Origin of the sequence: [Borrelia] finlandensis (assembly GCF_000181875.2) — a bacterium.
In the GTDB taxonomy this organism is placed as follows: Bacteria; Spirochaetota; Spirochaetia; order Borreliales; family Borreliaceae; genus Borreliella; species Borreliella finlandensis.
Genome location: NC_012230.1, coordinates 1 through 24,969, shown reverse-complemented (window position 1 = coordinate 24,969; position 24,969 = coordinate 1). Strand labels below are relative to the sequence as shown.

20 protein-coding genes and 1 pseudogene are annotated in these 24,969 nt (G+C 24.7%); 9 read left to right on the top strand and 12 right to left on the bottom strand.

Going from position 1 to position 24,969, the window contains the following annotated elements:
* Positions 1-521: 521 nt before the first annotated feature.
* Together BSV1_RS05845 and BSV1_RS05840 are read right to left on the bottom strand one after the other, a co-directional pair.
* Complete coding sequence (locus BSV1_RS05845; RefSeq protein ID WP_012672236.1) at positions 522-1,280, bottom strand: virulence associated lipoprotein; 759 nt, start codon at positions 1,278-1,280, stop codon at positions 522-524.
* 598 nt (positions 1,281-1,878) lie between these two features.
* Entirely contained in the window at positions 1,879-2,421 is a 543-nt protein-coding gene (locus BSV1_RS05840) for a P52 family lipoprotein (protein ID WP_012672242.1), read from the bottom strand.
* Positions 2,422-2,911: 490 nt separating this feature from the next.
* Here BSV1_RS05840 and BSV1_RS05835 point away from each other — a divergent pair, with 490 nt between their 5' ends.
* The 4 genes from BSV1_RS05835 to BSV1_RS05820 all read left to right on the top strand — a co-directional run bounded on the left by BSV1_RS05835 (position 2,912) and on the right by BSV1_RS05820 (position 7,290).
* Positions 2,912-3,772, top strand: a complete 861-nt coding sequence (locus BSV1_RS05835; protein ID WP_012672210.1) for a virulence associated lipoprotein — start codon at positions 2,912-2,914, stop codon at positions 3,770-3,772.
* A gap of 524 nt (positions 3,773-4,296) precedes the next feature.
* Positions 4,297-4,791, top strand: coding sequence for a P13 family porin (locus tag BSV1_RS05830; RefSeq protein ID WP_012672232.1), 495 nt, complete (start codon positions 4,297-4,299; stop codon positions 4,789-4,791).
* 412 nt (positions 4,792-5,203) lie between these two features.
* A complete protein-coding gene (locus BSV1_RS05825; protein ID WP_012672246.1) occupies positions 5,204-5,854 on the top strand; it encodes a CRASP family complement regulator-acquiring lipoprotein in 651 nt (216 codons plus the stop codon).
* A 626-nt stretch (positions 5,855-6,480) separates the two neighbouring features.
* The gene (locus BSV1_RS05820) at positions 6,481-7,290 is read left to right on the top strand and encodes a complement regulator-acquiring protein (protein WP_012672223.1); all 810 of its coding nucleotides are present in this window, start codon (positions 6,481-6,483) and stop codon (positions 7,288-7,290) included.
* Between the two features lie 561 nt (positions 7,291-7,851).
* On the opposite strand, the gene BSV1_RS05815 is transcribed toward BSV1_RS05820, so the two are convergent.
* The 5 genes from BSV1_RS05815 to BSV1_RS05795 form a co-directional block, all read right to left on the bottom strand.
* Positions 7,852-9,030, bottom strand: coding sequence for an MFS transporter (locus tag BSV1_RS05815; RefSeq protein ID WP_012672243.1), 1,179 nt, complete (start codon positions 9,028-9,030; stop codon positions 7,852-7,854).
* Between the two features lie 1,239 nt (positions 9,031-10,269).
* Positions 10,270-10,842 carry a chromosome replication/partitioning protein gene (locus BSV1_RS05810; RefSeq protein ID WP_012672229.1) on the bottom strand — a complete coding sequence of 191 codons (573 nt, stop codon included), beginning with the start codon at positions 10,840-10,842 and terminating at the stop codon, positions 10,270-10,272.
* A gap of 58 nt (positions 10,843-10,900) precedes the next feature.
* Positions 10,901-11,653 carry a ParA family protein gene (locus tag BSV1_RS05805; RefSeq protein WP_012672212.1) on the bottom strand — a complete coding sequence of 251 codons (753 nt, stop codon included), beginning with the start codon at positions 11,651-11,653 and terminating at the stop codon, positions 10,901-10,903.
* Positions 11,629-12,183: a DUF226 domain-containing protein gene (locus BSV1_RS05800; protein WP_012672237.1), complete on the bottom strand. Its 555-nt coding sequence runs from the start codon at positions 12,181-12,183 to the stop codon at positions 11,629-11,631. Before BSV1_RS05800 ends, BSV1_RS05805 begins: the two co-directional genes overlap by 25 nt.
* 26 nt (positions 12,184-12,209) lie before the next feature.
* Positions 12,210-13,292, bottom strand: coding sequence for a plasmid maintenance protein (locus BSV1_RS05795; RefSeq protein ID WP_012672213.1), 1,083 nt, complete (start codon positions 13,290-13,292; stop codon positions 12,210-12,212).
* Between the two features lie 1,582 nt (positions 13,293-14,874).
* On the opposite strand from BSV1_RS05795, the gene BSV1_RS07445 reads away from it, so the two are divergent.
* Positions 14,875-15,006, top strand: coding sequence for a hypothetical protein (locus tag BSV1_RS07445; RefSeq protein ID WP_012672211.1), 132 nt, complete (start codon positions 14,875-14,877; stop codon positions 15,004-15,006).
* A gap of 550 nt (positions 15,007-15,556) precedes the next feature.
* Here the strand turns inward: BSV1_RS07445 and BSV1_RS05785 are convergent.
* The 5 genes from BSV1_RS05785 to BSV1_RS05765 form a co-directional block, all read right to left on the bottom strand.
* On the bottom strand, positions 15,557-16,372 hold the full coding sequence (locus BSV1_RS05785) for a virulence associated lipoprotein (RefSeq protein WP_012672220.1): 816 nt from the start codon (positions 16,370-16,372) through the stop codon (positions 15,557-15,559).
* 349 nt (positions 16,373-16,721) lie between these two features.
* Positions 16,722-17,396, bottom strand: coding sequence for a CRASP family complement regulator-acquiring lipoprotein (locus BSV1_RS05780; RefSeq protein WP_012672228.1), 675 nt, complete (start codon positions 17,394-17,396; stop codon positions 16,722-16,724).
* Positions 17,397-18,205: 809 nt separating this feature from the next.
* Positions 18,206-18,424 (bottom strand): hypothetical protein, encoded by a 219-nt coding sequence (locus BSV1_RS05775; RefSeq protein ID WP_010256964.1) that lies wholly within the window; start codon positions 18,422-18,424, stop codon positions 18,206-18,208.
* Positions 18,425-19,218: 794 nt separating this feature from the next.
* Positions 19,219-19,974, bottom strand: coding sequence for a hypothetical protein (locus BSV1_RS07110; protein WP_012672234.1), 756 nt, complete (start codon positions 19,972-19,974; stop codon positions 19,219-19,221).
* Positions 19,975-20,564: 590 nt separating this feature from the next.
* Positions 20,565-21,380 (bottom strand): 5'-methylthioadenosine/adenosylhomocysteine nucleosidase, encoded by an 816-nt coding sequence (locus BSV1_RS05765; RefSeq protein ID WP_012672233.1) that lies wholly within the window; start codon positions 21,378-21,380, stop codon positions 20,565-20,567.
* Between the two features lie 715 nt (positions 21,381-22,095).
* Between BSV1_RS05765 and BSV1_RS07065 the strand changes: the two genes are divergently transcribed.
* From BSV1_RS07065 to BSV1_RS07635, 4 genes and pseudogenes are all read left to right on the top strand, one after another.
* Entirely contained in the window at positions 22,096-22,245 is a 150-nt protein-coding gene (locus BSV1_RS07065; RefSeq protein ID WP_012672216.1) for a hypothetical protein, read from the top strand.
* Positions 22,246-22,889: 644 nt separating this feature from the next.
* Positions 22,890-23,027, top strand: coding sequence for a hypothetical protein (locus BSV1_RS07525; RefSeq protein WP_012672221.1), 138 nt, complete (start codon positions 22,890-22,892; stop codon positions 23,025-23,027).
* 71 nt (positions 23,028-23,098) lie between these two features.
* Positions 23,099-23,281 carry a CRASP family complement regulator-acquiring lipoprotein gene (locus BSV1_RS07520; RefSeq protein ID WP_012672209.1) on the top strand — a complete coding sequence of 61 codons (183 nt, stop codon included), beginning with the start codon at positions 23,099-23,101 and terminating at the stop codon, positions 23,279-23,281.
* Positions 23,275-23,617 (top strand): annotated as a pseudogene (locus BSV1_RS07635) (CRASP family complement regulator-acquiring lipoprotein). Before BSV1_RS07520 ends, BSV1_RS07635 begins: the two are co-directional and overlap by 7 nt.
* Positions 23,618-24,969 lie beyond the last annotated feature (1,352 nt).

Below are 24,969 nucleotides of genomic sequence, written 5' to 3'. Positions count from 1 at the left end.
TTCTTCGATTTCTTTATAATATATTGCTCTTTAAGAAGGTTCTAATTTTTTATTTATAAGAGCTTTTCTACTATCATAAAAATGTATCTTGCCTTTAATATATTCTTCGCATTCTTTATAAATCAAGCCCTCTAATTCTTTTAAGAATATTTCTATTTTTTATAAACTGGTTTCTACAATAAAAATATTGTATATATTCTTTCTATATCTTGTAATATCATTAATAATATCAATAAAATATTAAAACTTTCTATTGACTATAATCTCCGATTGAACCGAAATTACAATATAATTTAAAGCATTCTTTAAATAGAAAATTTGAACCAGGAAAAATATCTAACACAATATAAATAAAGTTATAATTTACTATATTTACATTTAAATAATATTCTAATAAGAATTTTTAGCCAAAAATAATATTAATAGCAATAATAATACTTGCTCAAATAGATAAACTATTTTTCCATATAAGCTTAAATATGCGTTTTTAAATTATTGTTAATAACTTTAAAAAGTTAAACCTACGGGTTATATGTTGATACTATAAACTCTTTTAAATTATATGCCTCGTGAGCTTTTTCTCTAAATTGATTGTGAAGTTTCTTTACATGAGATTTAAGCTTATTAATATCTGTTTTTATAAGATCTTTATTATTTTCATAATCCAATATAAGTTGTTTTGACATTGCTGAGACAGTTTCTATGATAGATAATATTTTGTCAAACGAATTTTTAAGCGTCTTTAAATCCGAAATATCCAGATTATTTAGCTTATCTTTTTTAGGGTGTAAGTGGTCACTTGCTGTGTCAAGAACTCCTCCAAGAGAGCTAAAGGCACCTAATATATTTTCCTCTGTTGCTAGCAATATAATATCAGAGAATTCCTTTAATTCATCAATATCTAGAACACTTAAAATAGTATAGGTATGCCTTCTAAATCTTATAGATCTTTCGGTATTGGCAGATACATCTTCAGTCCCCGGCCCCCAATTCAATACCTTAAAAGCCTGTACCCCATATTGTTCTTCGGGTTCTTCTTTCATTCTTTTTTTATACTTTTCTTTATGCTCATTAGCTGTTTCTATTGAATTTTTTAAATCATTAAGTAGTGTATTTTTTAGTTGTTGTTTTTTCTTAAGTTCTTCTTCTTCTTGTTTTTTCTTAAGCTCTTCTTCTGTTTTAGACTTTAATTCTTTTTGCTTTAGAGTCTTCAGTTTTGGGCTTTGATTTTTCGGTAGGCGGATATTTAATGCCTTTTTGATCAGTATTAAAATCTGCATTGCAAGCTAAAAATAGAAAAACAAATATATGCACAATTATATGATATTTCACAAATACCCTCCTTTATATCATTCCATATTTATTTATTTATTCTTATTATAATTAAATATTTAATTTAATTCGATATTTTCTATTTAATTAATAAAATTAAATATTTACCACAACTTAAACTTTTTTAGAATATATTTTATATATTCTCGATTAATTTTTACCAAATTTGTTTATTTTAATACTGGTATATTTCATTTGTGAAGTAAATTCTTAGTGTTTATTGTCTCAAAATTCAAAAACTTTGGAGGCATAAATAATTTATAAAGCATTCAAAATATTTATAGGATACTTTTATAAAGTAAACAATCATACTTTTTTATTATTTTCTATTTTATTGTAATATTGTAAAAAATTAGGAAGTAAATGTGCTTATTTATAATAAATTAGTTTTACAATATCTTTTATAAAAATTAAATTTTGATAAATATTGAAATTTTTATCGGTTTTAATAAAAATCTACCTATTTTCTATTCTTATATTTATAAAATCCGTATGTTTTTATTAATAAATCGGTTTTTCCTTAGAACAAAAACATCAATCATCATCTTAAAGTATTCCTTCTATTTCTTTCTTCAATTTAAAATATTGTTGATCAATAGTCGGCCTGGACACAACAACATTATATTCATGTGAATTTTCACCAGAATACTTAATATCTGAAGAATATAATTCCCTTATACACAAATACAGCCAATAAACTTCATTTTTAAATCTATTATTATGTTCATTTTTTACTCTACCAAATAATCTAATCAATTCTTTAGATCGAACAGAACCCAAATCTAAAAAGAATTTATTAAAATAGTTCTCATTATAGTCAGGCAATGGAGGTATGTCAGGATAACTGCCATTTTTCAAGCTATAGAGAGTCTTCTCTATATCATCCAGCAAACGATGTTCAGCTGCATGTAATTTTAAATTAGAAAATTTGCCCACAGTAATAATATCATCAGCACTCATACCACAATTTTCTAAATTATTCAAATTATCAAAAAAAGATTTAACAGCTTGATCTTGGTTATCAGGCAAATAACAACCCAATAAAGCTACAGACAGTATTATTATACAAATTCTAAACAAAGTCTTCATATATGCTCCTTGCCCATCTTAATACCAAAATAAACTATAAAAGTTCATCAAAACACTATTGTTGTTAAACTTAAAAAGTTCTACTAAGATAGTTTGCGCTAGAACAAATAAACATAATACACAAGTCTATACCAATTTTATCTTTTATCAAGCCTTGTTAAATACCAAATATTATATTGATTTATAGAAATTAAATATTTAAATAATGTTTTTATAAAAAAATGCTTTATCTAAAGAATGTCCATAGACTACCAGAAAAATTATTCTATAAAAATTAATATTATAAGAGCATAATAATTACACTTAATAAAAAAGTTAATGAAACACATGTAAAAATAATATAAAACTTCTCACAATAAAAATATTGTTATGATTCCTGCACTGTTTTATTATTCTAAATTAGGTCCAATATAATATTGGATTTAATTTAAAACTGTATTATATTTAATATTGGATTTTAAATTTTAGATTTTAATTAAGGAGAATATTTATGAAATATAACATTATTACGGGCTTGTTTGTTTTCCTATTTTTAGCTTGCAATCCAGATTTTAACACTAATCAAAAAGATATAAAGCATCAATCTAGTAAAAAAAGACTAAAATCCAATAAAAAAAGACTAAAATCCAATAAAAAAAGACTAAAACTTAAAACAGAAACAAGCCTAAATCAAGAAGAAGTCCCAAATCAAGAAGCAAACCACAAAGAAGAAAAAGAAGCAAAAGAAAAGGGCATTAATAAAAAAACAGAAAACACGCTGCTTAATGATTTAAGAAATTTAATAGAAACAGCTAAAAAAGATAATGATAAATATACACAAAAGTTAAAAGAAGAATCCTTAAGCCAATACGGAATACTGGCTTTCAAAGATTTGTTCTGGCTAGATGGAACAAATGAGCAATTGTCCGCAAATACCGAAAGATCTAAAGCCTATAGAAAACGAGCTTATAGCATCTTAAATACTATTAATGACGCTTCTTTAAAGAATTTTTCAGAAATTGTAATGGCATCAGGACAAACACAGGGCATATTTAACGCCCTTAACTCACTTGGGGGTACTTTTGAAGAGATAGTTAATTTTTTGTATCCCAAAAAAGACAATTTGGGCAAATTAGAGACTTTAGTTTTAAAAAAGCTTAAAGATTCTTTGGAAAATTTTTTAGAGATAAAAAAAATCGCCTCAGAAATGATGCATAAGCTCTTATTAGACTATCAAAATAATACAAATCGTATACAAACAGACATAAATGAACTTAAGTCTTATGCAGACACACTTTTCAATCAAATGACAAAAAAAACCGAAGAAGCACTAAAGCTAAAAAATGCCATATGCTCAATAGAGGACCTTTAATTTATATATTGAAATTGTCATAATATAAAGACCTATCTTTTCCTAAAGATAGGTCTAACGTTGTTAAATACCATTTCTAAAAAAAAGATTATAAATAGCTTCTTGCTTTATTCCGCGCCAGCTTTTCAGCCCTACAAGAACGGTCATCAGAGAATAATCGCACAGGCTTTACTTTGGACAATTCTTACCTTGGTTTTTATTTCTTTATAAGAATACGCCTTAAAATTTAGAGTTGTATTTATATCTCTATCATACAAAGTGATACAACTACTACAAATCCACAATAGTATCGCTTAATTTTAGAGTCATATTTTTAATATCTCATATTCAATATATGTACAGCCTAATATTAAAATCTTATGAATTTATCAATAATCTAAAAACAGCATCTTCAAGACTTATAAAAAATATTTCATTTATTTGGAGAAGTATTAATGAAAACTATAGTTTAAGTATTCTTTGGGGGTTTTTGATAAATTGCATTAACATTTAATTATTAAAATTTATTGGGAGGCAATATCAATATGAAAAAAATTTTAACATTGATATTAATTCTTGGCTTAACAATACAAATCTTTGCAACACAAGATAAGCTTGAAAAAAGTGTTGGAAGTATTGAAGCCATTATGAAATATAAAAGCGAAAAAGCAACTATACTAGCACCATTCCTTTTGAATTTATTTTTAACTTTAGGAATAGGATCCTTTGTCCAAGGAGATTATATTGGTGGTGGCGCAGTGCTTGGATCTCAGTTATTAGGAGGCATACTTTGCATAGCTGGAAATATTCTTGGCCATACAGATGATGAAGCAAGAGCAACAACTGGGCATATAATAACAACGATAGGAGTAGGCACGATTATAGCATCCCACATAGCCTCACTTATTATTCCATTTACATTTGCAAATAAACACAATGCAAATCTTAAAAAAAGACTCGGCATTGATATTGCGGGTTTTGAACCTAATTTTGATATTGGAATAAACGGATTCCAACTGTCGTTCAAAAAGAGATACTAAATAAAATATCAAAGCTATAAAAATTAGTTACAAAAAACTACTGTAGTGATATAAATAATAAAATTTAATTAATGGAAATTTTATATAAAATAATAACAAAGACTTTATAAATTTGAAGATTTTCTTGAGAAGCTCATCATAAAAAGAAGATAAACACTGTTAATGTTTATTAGTATAATAAATCAAAATAATATAAATTTAATCCTGGCAATAAAAATGGGATCTTATCTTTAGATAGAGTTTTTAAAAGACTTTAAAAAAATATTAAAAAGACTATAACAATGCACTTTTATTGTCAAAAATTACTTATTTAATCTAATAAAAATATCTTATTATTCTGTCAAGCTTATTGTGTTGTATGTTCTCTAATATAATAATACAATTAATCTATACTAATTGAGGAGAAATTTTTATGAAAAACAACATAATTTTATGTATGTGTGTTTTTTTACTTTTAAATAGCTGCACTGTTAACCACGACACTGAAACGAAAATAAAAAAACATGCTGATAAAACAAAAAACGAATATATTAATGAAATAAAAAATTTAATAGCAACAACTAAAGAAAGCATCGACAAGCGCAAACTGCTACAATCCAAACCAGCAGATCAAAACCTTGTTGATGATAAAAACAATAAGAAAGTTTTTGAGATAGATAAAAGAGCTTTTGATTTTATAAATAGTTTTTTAACAAATGATGAATTCAATAAATTTGCAACCATATTTAATAAACCAACACTAAAATCGCCGGGCAAAGTATTAAATAGTATAGCAATTCTAGAACTTAATCTGGAGCAGGTAATTATTCACTTAGGCTCAAAAAAAGATGCCTTGGATAAGGCAAATACCTCGGATTTAGAAAAGATCAAAAATTCTCTTGAACAACTATTCTCTATAAGGATTTTTTTTTCAACAATCATAAAAAGGATCTTATTAGATCATCAAAACAATAAAAATTCTAAATCAGAAGAAACCTATTTCGATACGATATACAATCAGTTTAATGAAAAAAATAAAGAGGTTGGAAATCTGAGAAAAACCATATTATCACTGCCTAATTAATATGCGGGTTTAAGTAAATTAAACCTTTAAATATAAAAGTTTATTATTTACCATTAATATTGCTTTAATTAAACGCTCAGAAATTTAATTACACGAACAAAAAAATAAATGGAAATTAATTGACAAATAACAACCAATTAACCTTTAAGAAGTAAAAATTGCAAAAACAATTATTTTAATATTAAAATAAACATAATAAGAGATTTACTTATAATAGAAAACTTTACTATTAATTTCAGACAGGTTAAATCGACATTAAGAGATAAAATTTAAATAAATGATGTTGATCGGCCCGAAAGTATTCTGAAAACTGTCAAAATTAAAATCGAAAATTTAAATAAACTAGAGGAGCTTTTAGAAAAAATGAAAAATATCTTAAGAATCCAAAGAACAGTGAGCTTGTTTTATTAAAATAAGCAAGCATGTCCAAATTGTTGAACCAGTACCACTATATTAGGATATTAATTTACAAAAATTAATCAAGGATATATAAAATAAATTTTAAAAAAGTTTAAGTTGTAGTAAAATATTTAATTTTATTAATTAAATATTGAATATTGAATCAAATTAAATATTTAATTATAATAAGTATAAATAAATATGGAATGATATAAAGGAGAGTATTTATGAAATACCATATAATTGCAACTATATTTGTTTTTCTATTTTTAGCTTGCAGTACAGATTTTAATACTGATCAAAAAGGCATTAAATACCCGCCTACCGAAAAATCAAAGCCCAAAACTGAAGACTCTAAGCAAAAAGAATTAAAGCCTAAAACAGAAGAAGAGCTTAAGAAAAAACAAGAAGAAGAAGAACTTAAGAAAAAACAACAACTAAAAAATACACTATCTAATGATTTAAAAAAGCAAATAGAAACAGCTAATGAGCATAAAGAAAAGTATAAAAAAAAAATGAAAGAAGAACCCGAAGATCAATATGGGGTACAGGCTTTCAAAGGATTGAATTGGGGGCCGGGGACTGAAGATGTATCTGCCAATACCGAAAGATCTATAAGATTTAGAAGACATACTTATACTATTTTAAGCACTCTGAGTCTTCATGAATTAAAGGAATTCTCAAATATTGTTATAAATGAAAATAAACTAGTGCCAGTAGTAGATATGTTTAATTTCTTTAGCTCTATCGGGGGAGCTCTTGATACAACAACTGATAGCTTATATCCCAAAAAAGACAATCTGGACAAACTAGATCTGTCAGATTTAGAAAAACTTAAAAATTCATTTGAAGAAATATTGTCTGCAAAAGAAAGAGTCGCAAGCGGGGCAATGCAACTTGTAAGAGATTATAAAAATCTAAAAACAGATATTAATAAGCTTAAATCTTATTTAAATGACCTTTACAATGAATCTGAAGAACAAGCTACAAAAGTAGAAAATCTAGAAGAGTTTATAGTGTCAAAATATAAACTTTAATGTTTCGCTTTTAAAATTTATTAACAATTTAAAAATGTATATTTAAGCTTTTGTGGAAAAATATTTTATCTATTTGAGTAGGCATCACCATTAATATTACTTTTGGCTTAGAAATTCTTGTATTCTTTCTGCTGAAAAAGTTTTTACAGATATCATAAAAAGCATATTCAGAATCAAAATAAATCTATTTAACAAACTCATCTACACTTATAATTCCTGTGGAATTTAGATGGAAAATCATTTGTTATTTTTTATTAAACTTTGGTTTTAAGTGTATTATAGATTTAATGGTCTAAAAATGTGTGAACATTTGATTTTTACTATTTAAATTGATTTTAATTTTATCTTTTAATTTTATACTTTTTAGACACGCTATATATTCTTTTGCCCTCTTTAAATAAAGAATCTTTTATCATTTATCTCTATGAATGATAAAAGATATGTTGTTTAATATTAAGCAAACTATAATTCGATCTTTAAAAAAGATTTAATCCAAAATAGATAAGTTATAAAGCCTTCTAATATCTTTTATTTAAAAAAATGTTAATAGTATTCTATTTTCTATCTTTTTCTATTATTTCTAAATTTATACACCACAATAATAGATAATGTACAAAAAATCAATATTAATAAAACAAATGTATTTATAGCACTTATAAAATTAGTTAAAACCGAACATATAGCTAATGTTAAAAATGAAAATATACGGGATATTATGCTATTAATAGAAGTTATAGTCCCCAAAACCTTTGAATCTATATTTTTTCTTAAAAAATATTCTAAATTATTAGAATAAATGGCAATTAAAATTACTAAAAATGTGATTACAGCAATAAATATGTAAATATGTGAAACTATTTTTATTAAAACTGACAATAAAGATATTGTGGTTAAAATAATATAAATATCATATTTTGAATGTTTAATTTTTCTAAATGCCCATGCTCCTGCAATATCTGATAAACGAAATAGCACATAAATAATTCCAAATATACTAACGGATATGGTTTTGTCAATAAAAATTGCTTGCCAGCACAAATAAAAAGGTTGATAAAAAAATTGAATAGAGCCAATCAAAATAAATAATTCTAAAAGTTCTTTAGATTTCAATAATGTTATTACAATTTTTTTAAACTTTATAAGATATAAACCTAAATCTTCTTTACCATGATTATAATGTGGATTTTTATCATTTGGTATAAAAAAAATTGTAATTAAAGACGCTACCAAATATATTAATAATAAAATTAGATAAATTTTTATATCAATGTACAAATATAATACACTTCCAATGTATCCGCCTAAAATAGCACCAATACTTAGGATTATTTTTACAAATGATATAAAAGCTTTTAGCTTTTTTGAGTTATTTTGATATGTTTTAGTAAAGCTAATGTCAATCGTGCCGGTGCTAATAGCAGCTAACATCCCATATATAAACCATGAAACACAAATAAACACGAATGAAGAGGTTTTAAAAACAATAAAATAAGAAATCATTAATAGAAAAATTGACACCAAGTAAACAATTTTTCTATCAAAAATATCTGATATTACACCTGATGGAAATTCAAAAATAATAATTGCTACCATATAACAAATTTGTACCATAGCAATATCTTTTAGTGATAACCCTTTATTTATTAAAATAATAGTTAATACAGCATGTGGCAAAGTCCTTGTAAGTTCTGACAAAAATAATGAATAAAAATAATATCTTTGATGTTTGCTTTCTATCATAAATCTTTATTATATTTTATTTATATTTTTTTTTAAAATATAAATAAAATATAATAAATTGCAATTACTAATACCAATTTCTTTATTTAAAAAATTATTTTTTCCATATTCATTGACAAAGTCAAAAATAATATCAACAACAACCATAATCAATGCAATTATGTTATTAGTAAAAAAAAGGGGGCTTGATGGTTTTTATTTATTAATATTATTCTACTTTTTAATTTAAAAGATGATGACCTTTTTATAATTCCCATGTCAATAAATTAACGACAAGACAAAATATTTGGAATATAAAATGGACCAATGCTTGAAAAATCATTGATATAGACAATATTTATAAGTGGAATAGAACTTTAAATACAAAATTTATTAATTAAAAAATATGCCTAAAAGAGGCCTGACTGCCTTTAAATATATATCTTTTACTTAAAAATAACGGAGGACAACGTAGAACCCCAATTATATAGCTAAAAAATAGGGGTGTGGCGGTTTTGAATTTAATAAAACAAATTTAAGATTCATAGTAAACTCATTGATTTTAATTCCTAAATTTATGCTTGAATATAAATTCTATAAAATATTTGCTATTTAAAAATAACTTCTTTTTTTAAAAAATCTTAAACAACAGTGTTTATATAATTAATAGTAATCCTTGCTGGCCTTTAGGCCTATATAATATCGTCATTAACACCTCCGTCCTTATAAATCACTGCCCCTGCTAAAGTTTCTAATTTGCCCATTTTTTCAATAGTTGCTTTTGTATTTTAATAAATTCTACAGCTCTAAATCATAAATTATTCAAATCCTTGCTCTTAAATATATATATAAATTTCCTTTAAATGGCCTATTCCTTCTAAAATATTTTTAAGTGCTCGTCTCACCATTGATTATCAAAACACATTGTCGCTAATCAAGATATTGCCCAACTTATTACACCGTGCTTATTAAGCGTGCTTCTTTGCAAAATTTATTATAATCAAAATTAAAAGCATCCTCCGTTGCTTATTACTGACAATTTATTGTCAATTGAGATCAATTTACCTTTTTCTTTGATAATATTTAATTTTTTCAAATGCTTTAACCAAATAAAATTTCTCTGTTTGGTAAATGATCTTTTAAATTTTTAGTTGCTTTTTTGTATATATTTCCTTATTTATTAAATCAGTTATTTACAATTTCTAACTTTATATTTTATATTTCAATAATATTAAAGATTAACTTGCTTATAAAATTTTCTTATTGTTCTTCTGATTCCTTATATTTTTTTAAAAGTTTATTAAGAAAATCTTTTTTATTTTTAAAAATCTCATCCATCATAAAACTTACAAACCTAGAATTGCTTTTATAAAAGTCATAACTTTCCTGGTTTTTGAGTTTAAATCTTAATGGTTTTATTGGATTTTGTTTTGATTTTTTTATTGTGCCATTTGTTTTATTTTTAATAAATCTTATAGAGGCCCTTATTCCATTATTGGTAATAAAATTTTCTTCTAATATTCCCGCCTCAATTGCAGCGGCTAATTTTATATATTCATAAGACTGTGTCTTTGCTAATTTAAAATCTGATAAAAAATCTTTAAAAGATTTATATCCTCCTTCTAAATAGAGCTTCTTATCATTTATTTTCTTAAGGATCTTCATGGTATCAATAATATTATATATTTCCGATTTAATATTATTTTTTAATTGTGTAATTAATCGCTCAAATTCTTCTTTTCTTTGATTCTCATTGCTTTGATCAAGAATATAATTTAAATTATTTTCTGAAATTCTTTTATTAATTTTTAAATTAATGTTTTTTTTATTCATATTTTTGCCCTTATTTCCAATAAGTCCGGCATGCCGGACTTATTAAGTTTGTCAATTTTTACAATTTTCCCAAAAAAACATCCAATATTTTTTTATATTCAATAATGTAATCTTTTGAAAAATCAAATTTTTCATTACACCCTATTCTTTTATTTAAATCTTCTCTTTCGCTTATGTATCCCAAAAACCCGCTTTTCATGCTTACTATTTCCATTAATTGCTTGTGAGTAACATTTTTTTTAAACCTTGTAATAACAATAAATATTGGTATTCCAGCAACTTCTTTTATATACCTTCTTAATGTTTCAAATCCTTCAACTGCCCATTTTTCTGCCGTCATTGGAGATATTACATAATTACTGCCAATTAAAGAAAGCTTTAATGTGAAATTCCTTTTGGGGTTAGTATCAATTATAATATAATCGTAGTTGTCTGCTATGGAATTTAATTTCGTCTTTAATGAAAATTCAATTGGAAGATGCCGGTTATCATAATAATACTCTCCATTTAATTCATCAACTGTTATATAACTAGGTATCAAAGCTATATTATTTTCAACATTAATAATGCTTTTATTAATATCTGTACCGTCTTTTATAACATTTCCTATGTTCGTTTTAGATACATCGAAATTTTTTGTTTCTAATTCATTATAATAATAACTTGTAGTAGCAGCTTGATCATCTGTATCGATCAAAAGTACTTTGTACTTTTGCGATAATAGATTTGCAAGTATTATTGAAGTTGTGCTTTTACCAACACCTCCTTTAAGGCTTGCAATTGTTATTATTTTTGATTTTTTTCTATCCATCTTATAATTATTCCTTTTTCTGGATATTTTTTACCGTAAAATTCATATACGTGTTTCTCTAGTTTTGTAAACATATCAATACAAGCCATATTATATGGTGTATTTCCTTTTTCTTTTTTTAATAAACGAAACAATCCCTTAAAGTAACAAAAAACGCTTCCTTTTTTAAATCTAAATTCTATGTAATGTGCTTTTGATAATCCATATGACTTTATGGTTCCGTTTATTTCATATTTTACGAAAATGTTTTTTATAGGTTTTCTATATCCATAGTAAATACCTAAAAATTTGTCCCCTTCTTTTATAGAATATAAACGAACCTCTTCGACTTTCATTTGATTAAATAGTGTTCTTAATGATATACGACATTCATTTCTTTTATTATCAATTCCTAATTTATAAATATCCATCATTATTTTTGTATGATACATTGTTTTATCATTTTCTTTTTCAATCTTTATGAAACGATCTTTATTTTTACATTTAATTCTGGGCTTCTCTATTTTTATAGATTTTATGATGTTTTTCATATATTATCCTTATATAACATCTTTGTTTAACAATCTTTGTACAGGTTATTTTTCGTTTTCTTTATAGTTTCTAATAGTTCATAATAATAGACATTAAACACTTTATCATATTCTGGGTTTTTTTTGCTATTTAGATAATTTTTTATAATTGGCTTTAAAGTTTTTATTTCAAATTCTTTTTTCAATTGTTCTATTAGTATGTTGAAAATATTTACTTTTATATGTATATATTTTTTTGCAATACTTTCTTTTTTAATTTCAATTGATTTTTCTAGTTTAAGCTTTATTTCGTCTAGGTCTTTGTATTTTTTATTTTCAATAATAAAGTGGGGTTTGGTTTTATAATTTTTGTATATGTTTTCGATTTTGAGTTTCAGTTGCTTAGTTTCATGTCCTTTTTTTTCTAATTGCTTTTTAGTTTTGCTTAGTATTTCTTTCAATATTTTTTGCTTTTTCTTAAAACAAACTTTGTTTTTATTTTTTGTTAAGTTGGTTTCAATTTTTTTTACTATTTTTATTATTTCAATTGTTTTATTCTTACTAATGTTTAATTTTAAAATGGACTTAGCTTCTTTGGATAAAAAGTTGCATTTATTGAAATATTTTTTTATTTGACATTTTTCTATTTTGTTGTTTTTTATATTTTCTTCTTCTCCTTTATTATTATTGTTATTATTATTACACTCCTCTAAATTTAGATTCCCCTTTTTATTAAATTTGTCTTTAAGGTAGTTGTTAACCCTTGCTTGGAATCTTATATCTTTTTTTTCTTTAAAGTGTTGATTGATTTTAAGGTAGCATTCTTTTTTTGGATAATTAAGTTTGTAATAAATTTCAGTTCCAAAATTTACTCCCAAATGTTTATGGTAGTTAGTTGTAACTTTTAGTACTTTTTCTAATTTGTAAAGATAATTTTGCATTGTTTTTAGTTTAACAGTTGACTGTCCATTTCTTTTTAAATTTTCATTAAAGTAATAAAGTATATTGCTTTGGGTATATTTTTTATATTTACTGTTTATATACTTTAGCGTTGAGATAAAAACTATTAATTTGTGTTGTAATTTATTCTGGCAAGGTGTGCTTTTGCGGTTGATAAATGTATCTTGCATATCAATACTCCTAGTTATTTTGATTTCTATAAATACATTTATAGCACAGTATTTAAATAAAAGCAAATACTTTTATAAAAAAATCATAAAAATTAATAATTTATTGCAATGTTTATAATTGGGAAGATTGCAATTTAGCCTGAAGACAAGTTGATTTTAATTCTAATTTGAGCTATACTACAACTAGTGTAGAAGAATATTTTCATATTAACTACCTATTTATTTTTGATCATTTTATGAGAGGCAAGCAGGGCTTATATAGGTTCTTTGGTCAGAGAACTTATGTAAGCCCTGAGCTTTTACAAAAATTTTTTGTTTAAGAGACAGTAAAAATAGTTTTTGATACTTTTTACATATGTACTAAATTAAAGAATAAAAACATTAGAGGAATTTAGTTGTTAATAATAATCTGAATTTAGATCTGGAAAATTCAATAAGAGGGAATTAAATTTTTAAAAGCTCATATAAGTTTATAAAAAAATTAAATAGCGGTATCAAAAATTTTAAAGGATATGGGTATAAATATTTAAATTTTAATTGATTGGGAATTTAATTTGACAACATTATTGATATATTGTATTAACTATTTGGCCGTAGAGTTGCTTATATAAAAATGTAGATGTTAGTTACATGTCTTAATATAATATTGGACATGATATTTAATATCTATTAATAATGATTATGAAAGTTAAGAATCTTTTATTTAGTTAGCAAATATGTATTAATAGATATTAAAGAAAAGACACTATTAAAAGCAAAGAAAAATATTAGCAAGGATTGAAAAAAGATCGGGGGGGGTATATCTTCTTTAAAGATGTGTTATTTAATATAATTATATAATTAAAAAATTATAAAGTGTTTATGTCTTTTTAATGGTCCGAGTTATTTTTAATTTTTTGACGTGATTTTTCTTTTTCTAGAGTCATACTATTGAATGCACTTCATCAGCTTTGTTTGCTTCAAATATTTTAATTGCGTATTTTTTATTTAACCAATAGTACAGCTTTTGTGTGCTCTTTAGAGCTTTTTATATTTTCTTTAGTAAACTTGATTACATTTGAGTTCTCAAATGCATATTTTAAATTATAGTGGTTTTTGAATTTTGAAGTTTTGTGTTTTACAAAAACAACTTATTATAATACATAATTAATTTTGTTTTTTAGGCATTTGTCCAACATGCATAAAAATATATTTATACAATGTTATGCTATTTTTATATCAACTGAATAGGAATTGTAAACTGTGATTAAACTAAAATTAATAAAAACTTTTATAAAAAATAAATTTAAGCTCAATTAAGAAAATAATTATATTAAAAAATAATGCTTTAAAAATTATATTTTAACAAAAATTATGAATTAAATGATAATCAAAAATTCCCAATAAGCAAATTGTCTATATACTTAAGCATATTTTTTTATTAAAAAAGTAATCAACAAGTACATTGGATTATTGGTTTGTTGGACGAGCAACATTAAAATCAAAATTATATATATAGGAATGGACGATATTGGTTATGTAATATTGCAAAGTGGCTGCCGAGCTCTTCAAAAAATAGGTCAAAAAGTTAATTGGGGGACATATGAAACGCGGAGTTTTCGGCCAAGCACAAAGAGATAATTTGAGAGCAGTTTTATTACATTGCTTGAAAAAAGTAGAAAATAAGGAAATAGTTGTTGATTTTGATCAAGATTCCAAAAATACAGTATTTTAACTAGCAACTTAATGTAAGCTATTAACAATATTTTTAAAAGCAAGAATGTAAATATTTGTGTCGATAAATAGATTAGCCAAGGTAAGTATTCCGAAAGACTGTCTATTTGGTATTAAAGACCTTTGGAAATCAATTACGCACAAGAACACGCGATTATCTAGAAACGCTACCATATGACCAAAAAGAGATATAAGAGTGCAGCAGAAGAGAGTATGTACAAAGAGCAAATTAACAAATTAGAGACTTATAGAAAAAGTAGTTTACTTTGAGGAAATAATTCTATATTTTAAGGGCTTTCAACTAAAAAACAAAAGAATTGTTAACCTATAATTTATATGAACTTTAGATAGATATAGGTTTATATAAATTAATTTATCGGGGTTGAATATGCTTTTTATGATATCTAAAACTTTTTCAGGGGAAAAAATACAAGAATTTCTAAGCCAAAAAGCATATTAATAGTAATACCTTACTCAAATAGATAAAATATTTTTTCACAAAAGCTTAAATATACATTTTTAAATTGTTAATAAATTTTAAAAGCGAAACATTAAAGTTTATATTTTGACACTATAAGCTCTTCTAGATTTTCTGCTTCTAGAGCTTGTTGCTTAATTTCATTAACCAGTTCATTTGAATAAGATTTAAGCTTATTAATATCTGTTTTTAGATTTTTATAATCTAAAAAAAGTTTTTTTACTTTTCCTGCAACACTTCCTTTTATATATAATATTTGTTCAAATGAATTTTTAAGCATTTCTAAATCCGCCATATCTAGTTTGTCTAGATTGTCTTTTTTGAAATATAGGTGATCACTTGCTATGTCAAGAGCTCCTCCAATAGCGCTAAAAGAATTAAATATACTTACTACTGATGCTAGTTTATTTATATCTTGAATAATATTTGCGAATTCCTTTAATTCATGAGGATCCAGGGGGCTTAAAACAGTATAAGTGTGTCTTCTATATCTTATAGATCTTTCGGTATTGTCAGACATCCTTTCAGTCCCTGGCCCCCAATTCAATCCCCTAAAAGACGTCATCCCGTAATGGTCTTCAGGTTCTTTTTCCATGCTTTTTACATATTTTTCTTTAAAATTGTAGGCCGATTCTATTTGCTTTTTTAAATCATTAGATAGTGTATTTTTTAGTTGTTGTTTTCTTGGTTTTTCCTTCTCTTCTTCTTGTTGTTTTTTCTTAAGTTCTTCTTCTGTTTTAGGCTTTGATTCTTTTTGCTTAGAGCTTTCAGTTTTGGGCCTTGATTTTTCAGTAGGCGGGTATTTAATGTCTTTTTGATCGATATTAAAATCCGGCCTGCAAGCTAAAAATAGAAAAACAAATATAGTTGTAATTATGTGGTATTTCATAAATACCCCCCTTTACATAGTTTCATATTTATTTATTTATGCTTATTATAAGCAAATATTTTATTTAATTAAATACTATGTATTTAATTAAATAAAATAAATAAATTTATTGTAGCTTAAACTTTTTTAAGATCTATTTTTATATATCCTTGATTGATTTTTCCCAAATTTGTTATTAGGGAGATAGTATGTTTTATTTATGAAGTGAATAAGGTTGCTTTTTTATAATTATTTAAATCCCAATGCGTTTTATTAAGGCAATATTAATAGGAAATAATGAACTTTTTTATTAGGCCTTTATATTTAAAGGCCTAATTTGCTTTAAAAATCCTTATTAATAAGTTTTAATTCATAATGTTGGGATAGATATTGATAATATAGTGTTCTTCAGATTTCCAACCTCTTTATTTTTTTCATTAAACTGATTTAATATTGTGCCCAGGTATTCTTCTAATTTAGAATCCTCTGTTTTTATAGAATTTGTATTTTTTTGATAATCTAACAAAATCTGTTTTATGCTTGTTGAAAAAAATTTCCTTATAGAGAATAATTGTTTAAGAGAATTTTTAATCTTTTCCAAATCTAGGGTATTTGCCTTATTTAAAGCATCTTTTTTTAAGTCTAAGTGATTAATTGTTTTCTCTAGGGTAAGCTCTAAAATTGCTATGCTGTTTAATATCTTGCCGGGCGATTGTAGCTTTGGTTTGTGAAATATTTTTTCAAATTCGTTGAATTCATCATCTGTTAAAAAACTATTTATAAAGTCGAAAGCTCTGCTATCTATCTTGAAAGCCTTCTCCTCATTTTTGTTGCTTGCAGGCTTTTGATTTGCCGGTTTAGCTTGTAGCAGTTCGTTTTTGTCTATACTTTCTTTATTTGTCGCTATTAAATTTTTTATTTCATTAATATATTCGTTTTTTATTTTATCAGCATGTTTTTTTGTTGCTGCTTCAGTATCATTGTCGAAATTACAGCTATTTAAAAGCGAAAAAACACACATACATAAAATTATTTTGTTTTTCATAAATATTCTCCTTAATTGGCTTAGATTAAGCCTATTATTATATTAGAAATCATACAACATAATAATGTATTTTGTTGTTAACAAGTATAATTTGTATAAAAAATAATATCCTCATCTTGTATTAATAGGATTAAATTTACATTGTTTTGTTTTTTTATACTTATAAACATTAATCAAATTTTAGATGCCCACTTATTATATTTTTAATTTTTATTCTTATTTGATCTTTTTTAGATAAAATAATTTTTATTTAGAAGGGGATTTCCTTTTAGATCTATCAGAAATTAATCTTCTTTTGTCTTGGGTTAATATTAAAATATTCTTATTTTTAATATTAACCACCCAGGGCCCGATTCATTTTAATTTAAAGTCTTTTTTAGTAATAAATGCTGACATACGGTATGATATATTATCCCTTATTATTGTCAGAATATTTACCATTTTATTATTCAAATTATTCCCTTATAAAAAATTCTTTATTTTTTAAATATCTTTTTAAACCTTTATGCCAAATTAGATATTTTCTTTTGTAAGGTCTTTTATATATAAACACCTTTTATTTGAAAAATTCATTTTTTACTTTATAATTTCAAATTACTATTATAAAGTAAAACAAAATTTTACTATTTTTTTCAAATTCTCTATTTTATAATCTTTTTATAGGCTCATTTATACTTAAAGCGTTTAATTTTTTCTATTTTAAAATATCCCGAGAGAACTCTTTTGCAAGATCTTAAATGTCAATGCAGTATTTTTGTAACCGATTTATATAACTTTTATTTATGCTTTGTAATTCTTCTTTGCGATTTTTATATTTTCGGTTTTCTTTTTTTGATAAATTTATTTGCAAATTCTTTAATTTTTTGATTTTCTTCTTTTTGGGTATATTCTAACCAATCTTCAAGTGTTTTATTTTTACCATGTAGTTTTCTAAATAATGAGTATTCTCTATCCCACTTAATAGTAACATCCTCATATTCTTTTATGATATGTATTTTTGATATATGGTTTTTAGGGAATTTAATCATATTAACTCTTCCTAACTGTTTAAAATTATTATAGCAGTTTGATTCTTTTATTTTTTGAATTTTGTGACTCGTAGCAATAACTGGTTATAAATATTCTATAAACAGATCTGATTTTTGGATTTTTACTCAACATATATGTTTTAATTTTAAACTTGTGATGCTATTATTGCAAATGTTTGCTGGTGGATTATTAATGTTTTTACCCTTTTATTCTAAAACCTTTTTTCAATAGTTGATATAATTAAAAATATGGCGATCTTTTTTAGAAATAATGAATCTAGCAATGATTATGATTGTATGTTTTAGGCCTTTCAATTTGGATTAAAAATATGAGTTCTTTATAGGCAGGCTTTATTATCTAAAATATAAATAGTGCAAATACTTTTACAGTATTTTAACGATTTTGTCAAAATTACAGGGATATGGCATGGTAAATCATGTTTTTCCTAAAATCCAAAAAAATTAAATTGATATATAATGTCAAAGGCAGCGCTCTTTTTTGGAATGCAAAGCCATGTAAAGTGAATCATTAAGCCATGTAGATTAATTGGAGTTTAGCATAGTGGAAGGCGGTTTAAAATATTTTATCTTTTTTACTTTTTCTTCTTTCTAAATAGCATATTTTCATATTTGGTGTTTGTATATTGATATCTTGTTGGAATGTTGCTTATAAAAGAATTGCCAACAAGACATAGCAAATTAATCCTTTATGCAATATCTTAAAGATTTATTTTTATTTTTTTTAATTGTGCACTTTAACTCAATTAAGGAAAAATTTTAGATATAAAAAGCCTTCAAAATTGATCTATATTAAAACAAACATGTATGGTCATTGCCGAATTTTTTATTTTACCAATTGCCTCATTTAGAGTTGTTAATATGCCGTTATGCCCATTTTTATTTTCATCTTTAAGCTCATCATATACGCCTTCAAAATATGTTTCAACATTGCGCATAAGTGTTTTTATGCATTTTTTAGCTTCAATTTTATCTTCATTGCTTGAATTTTTTAAATATACCTTTATTAATGAATTTTGATTATTGAAATTATCTACTGCCTTTTTAAGGTCATTGTATTTGCTAATGCTATTGTCATTTCCATTAATTACTGCTATTTTTAACAATTCATCTAGCAAATTTATCATCTTTAATCCATTTTCTAAATTACTTTTAGCTGTTGGTGATGCGTTATAGCCTGACCCAATTAATGCCTTAAAAGCCAAATCAATCTTTTCTGATGACTTTTTAATTGCTTTAACTAGCTTAGGAGTATCTTTTACTTCAATATTTTTACTATTTTTTTTGCTTTTCTTTTGAGAATTAACCTCTTCATTGGACTTTTCAGCATCGATTTTGGCTTCACTCGCCAATGTTAAGAGATCTTGAGTACTTAATGTTTTTATTTTTCTTTCACTTAATTCATTTAAGTTTTGCTCACCAGCTGTTAAGGCCATCAAGCTATTTTTGTTCACTTCTTTTGCGGCTTTATTTTCGTACCATTTACACGAACTGATTAAGCTCATCAATATTAATAATACTACTTTTTTCATTTTGAAACTCCTAAATTAAACAATAATAATTGTTATTAATATATAATGCAATTCTAATGCTTTAACTATTGTGCATTATGAAAAATGTCTTAATACTATTTATCTAGCACCAAAGGCTACCTATGCCAACAAGTTAAAACTTAATTAGAAAATCTGTGTTTTTACAATGTTGTGTTAACTGTGTAATAAATAAATTATTAAAATTAAGCTTTTTGTATCAAGGGGATTAATAATTTAGCTTTTAAGTATTTGGGGGTAGTTATTTTAATAAAGATATTACTTACTGAGGGATTATAATCAAAAAAAGATATAATCAAGCACAGCGTAGAGATCTTGTTATAAAATAGTATTCATTGAAGAGATTTATTCTATTGATAAGGCAAAAAATACTAAGCATTACTTTATTCCTTTTATATTGATTTTAGCAAGGAGCTCTAATAATTGTTATAAGCAAAGAAGACGGTAATTTTATAATTCTGGAATAAAAGTGTAAGAGATGAGTACAGCTACTAAAAGTCGCTATAATCAAACTTAAAGAAGATTATGAAAAAACAAAAAAAATACAAAATCTAATTAAAAACTTAATTAAGTTACATTAACTTAATTAAGTTTTCTACTATTTTTGCTGAGCTAGAAGAAGCTTTTTTTAAAAATTTTTTATAATCATCATAATTATTCTCATTATTAACTATATCAGATATTCCCCGGATGATTATAAAGGGAATTTTAAAGCCGTATGCTACTTGAGCCATTGCGGCGCCTTCCATGTCTATTGCGATTGCGTTTTCAAATTCTTCTGGAATTTCTTGAAAAGTTTGATGATCAATGAATTGGTCTCCAGTAATTATTAAGCCCATATATGAGGTTATATTGTTTATTTTTATTTTAGAAGTTTTCCCTATAAGAGCAGTGTTTGCTTTAAATTTTTTAGGGTGTTCTGGAACATGTCCAATTTCATATCCAAATCTATGCAGATCAAAATCGTAACTTGTTGTTTCTGTAGATATTACAACGTCTCCTATTTTTATAAATTTGTTTTTATCACTATAAATTCCACTAGCAACTCCAGCATTGATTATGTGACTAATTTTATATTTTGATATAATATAGCTTGTCCAAAGGGCCGTATTTATTTTTCCAACTCCTGTAGCTATGGTGATTATATTATGATCCATTAATTTCCCAATGGCAATCTTTTTTTTTCTTCTATGTTCTTCTATTGAAATATATTTTTTGTTTTGAATAATCTTGTTTATCTCTTCTATTTCTGCTTTTGTAGCTGAGATTATTAAAATATTACTTTGAGAATTTTCATTTGGGGTATTTATTTTTGACTCATTTCCCCAGCTATTTAAAACTACAGATAAAAAAAATATTAATATGTTTGCTATATTTTTGATTTTCATTAAGAAAGCTCCCTTATATGTTTTTTATTAATTTATAAATTATTATTTGCATATTTTTATAGTTTAAATAATATTGCAATATTAAACTATTTATAGGGTATTGTTTGTGTTTTATTTTTAACAATAAAATAAGCTTTTAGTTAAGAGTAAAGTTTAAATTAATATTACTAATAATATCAACACTCAAATACAAAAATCAAAAAAATAAAGATATATAAAGCAACTTACCCTATTATTTGAATGTAAGTTTAAGTAACGTGCAAAAAGAAACTATCTTGAAAGAACTTTAAAAGTGATTGCAAGATAGAAAAAGCATTGGGAATAACTAAAAATTTTAATTAAACATTTAGGTTTAATGCGGGCACTGAAGCCCATTGGTGAGTCTAAATATTTTATTTTTTATTAAAATTAAAGTGAAATTGTATTTGACAAGGATGCAAAAGATGACACCATTAATAAAAAAAACAAGCTTAAATTTAATACAGATGCATGCTCGAAAATAGTTTAAGCAATAGCAAAATTAATGCTTTAGCATTTTATACTTAGAAGTTATTGAAATGGTTTATGTGTTGCTTGATTCTAATTCCTTGTATTTTGGGGGCTGGCTCTATGTGCTTGGGATTCTATTATATGGTTTGGATATCGAGATTGGTATCAGAAATAGTTTATAACTCTAATGCTTTAGATGTGCTTATAAAAGGTTTTAAACTAAAGATTGCTTAAAGCTATAAGAGATTTTATTCAAAAAGACAAATTATATGATGAAATATTGAAATTTAAGCAAAATATTGCAAATTCCCCAATTCTAGTGATTTTTTTAAGATTTAAAATGACAAAGCTTATTGAACTTGAAAAAATCAATTAATCACCCATTTTCTAAAAAAGATGTTTAGATAAGGGAAAAATCTCAGATTTAAAAAATGCCAAAAATTCTCTTGAACAATTATTATCTATAAGACAATTGTTTTTCAACGGCTATAAAACAGATTTGTTAGATTATCAAAACAATAAAAATTTAAAATAAACTCAATGATTTACTTACAATAGAAAATTTTGTTGTTAATTTAAGAAAGGGTTTAGATCGACATTAAGAGATAAAATTTAAATAAATTTGTTGATCGGAGCCAAAATTTTCAAAACTGTCAAAATTAAAATCGAAGATTTAAATAAACTAGAGGAGTTTTTATAAAAATTGAAAAAATATCTGAAAAATCTAAAGAATTTAAGAATAATTAAGGAATCTGCAAAGGGTTTTAAAGAGCAGTGAATTTGTTTTATTAAAATGAGCAAGCATATCTAAATTTTTGAATTGGGATATTAAATTAGTATATTAATTTATAAAAATTAATCAAGAATATATAAAATAGATTTTAAAAAAAGTTTAAGTTAAAAATATTTAATTTTATTAATTAAATATTAAATATTAAATATTAAATATTAAATATTAAATCAAATTAAATATTTGCTTATAATAAGTATAAATAAGGAATGGTATAAAGGAGAGTATTTGTGAAATATCATATAATTGCAAATATATTTGTTTTTCTATTATTAGCTTGCGGTACAGATTTTAATACTGATCAAAAAGACATTAAGTATCCATATAATAAGCCCAGCATAGAAGAAGACCCAAATATAGCAATATAAAATACACTACTTAATGATTTAAAAAATTCAATAGAAACAGCTTACGTATATAAAGAAGAATATATAAAAAAATGGAAGAAGAACCTAAGGATCAATATGGGGTACAGGCTTTTAAGGCATTGCATTGGGGAAGCGGGACTGAAGTGATGTCTGCCAATACTGAAAGATCTGTAAGATCTAGAAGGCATACCTATACTATTTTAAGCGCTCTAGATATTGATGAATTAAAGGAATTCTCTGATATTATATTCTAGCATCAGAGGAAGATATATTAGTCGACTTTGGCACTCTTGGGGGAGTTCTTGACACAGCAAGTGACCACTTACACCCTAAAAAAGATAAGCTAAATAATCTGGATATTTCGGATTTAAAGACGCTTAAAAATTTGTTTGACATATTATCTTATCATAGAAACTGTCTCAGCAATGTCAAAACAACTTATATTGGATTATGAAAATAATAAAGATCTTATAAAAACAGATATTAATAAGCTTAAATCTCATGTAAAGAAACTTCACAATCAATTTAGAGAAAAAGCTCACGAGGCATATAATTTAAAAAATTTTATAGTGTCAACATATAACCCGTAGGTTTAGCTTTTTAAAGTTATTAAAAATAATAATTTAAAAACAAGTATATTTTAGCTTATATAGAAAAATATTTTATCTATATAACCAAGTATTACTATTCTTATTATTGGCTTGAAAATTCTTATATTATTTTTACTAGAAGTTTATATACAAGATTAGTAATTGCTTTATCTATTCTTTTTAAGAATTTAGGTTTTCTTTTGCTTTGATGCAAGGTTTTAAGTAATATAAAATATTGATATATTAAACAAGTTAAAAGCATTTTAAATTAAATATAAGATTCATTTCTTCAAACTTACTATTTCTATGATTTCTCTAGCATTTAAATTTGCCTTTTGCAAATATTCTTCGCTTGTGCTATTCTCCCTTTTTGACTTTTGTTTTAAGCAACTTTTTATTTTAAATAGCTATGTTTTTCCCTTTTTCTTTGTAGCTATTACTAAAATGTAGTGTATCCACTGATATATCTTTTAATGCCTTTTATTATTTTAACAATTGTTAAGTTTTTCAAATAGAAATTGCAAAAAATTTTCTATACGTTAATTTAAAAAATTGTAGATATAATTTGCTTTTACAATTTACTAGCTTTTTTTAGATTCTTAGATGTTTTAGGGTTATCATTAATATATCGCTTTAGATTATGCGAGCTTTTTTAAGTTTTATTTTAAGTATAAAAAAATTGAAATCAAATTTTGTAATAGTAGATATAAATTCATTAGTGCTGTTTCGATAATATTTTAGATTGCCTTGACTGTGAGCTTTAGAGGTTTAAATGAATGTGGTTGAGTTTTGATGTAGATTGTAGGGTGTGTTAACTGGAAAAGTGTTTTTAATTAGTTGTATTTAATTGTATATAATGTTTCTTGGGCTTGACAATTAAGAGTAAGCAATTTTCAGTTTTTTAGCATTAATTCTAAAACCAAATATATTTTTGGCCACACTTAATTTTGTTTGCATTAATAGATAGTAATTTGTTTTTGTCTATAAGCTCAATAGATAAAAACAAATTAGAGAATATGCTTTAATTTGTAAACAGGTGTTCAATGTATAAGAGATTATTTTAGATTTAAAATTGCAAGGAGTTCTTATATTTGATTTTTAGATAGATGAGGCAATGGATTCTAGGGGTCTCTAATAATATTCCAAGTAATTGGTGAATAGCGCTAGAAAAATTGATATATTCACCAATTAGGAGGAATTCATTTGGATTAATTTTGTAAAAATTTTTCTGCTAATAGCTTGTCTTTTAAAAAATAAAATACCATTTATTTTTGCTTTTTTGGGGGGGGTAAAGTTTAGCTTTTTAGATTAAGGTTTAAGTTTTTAAGGCTAATCTTTGGAGTTGAAATATT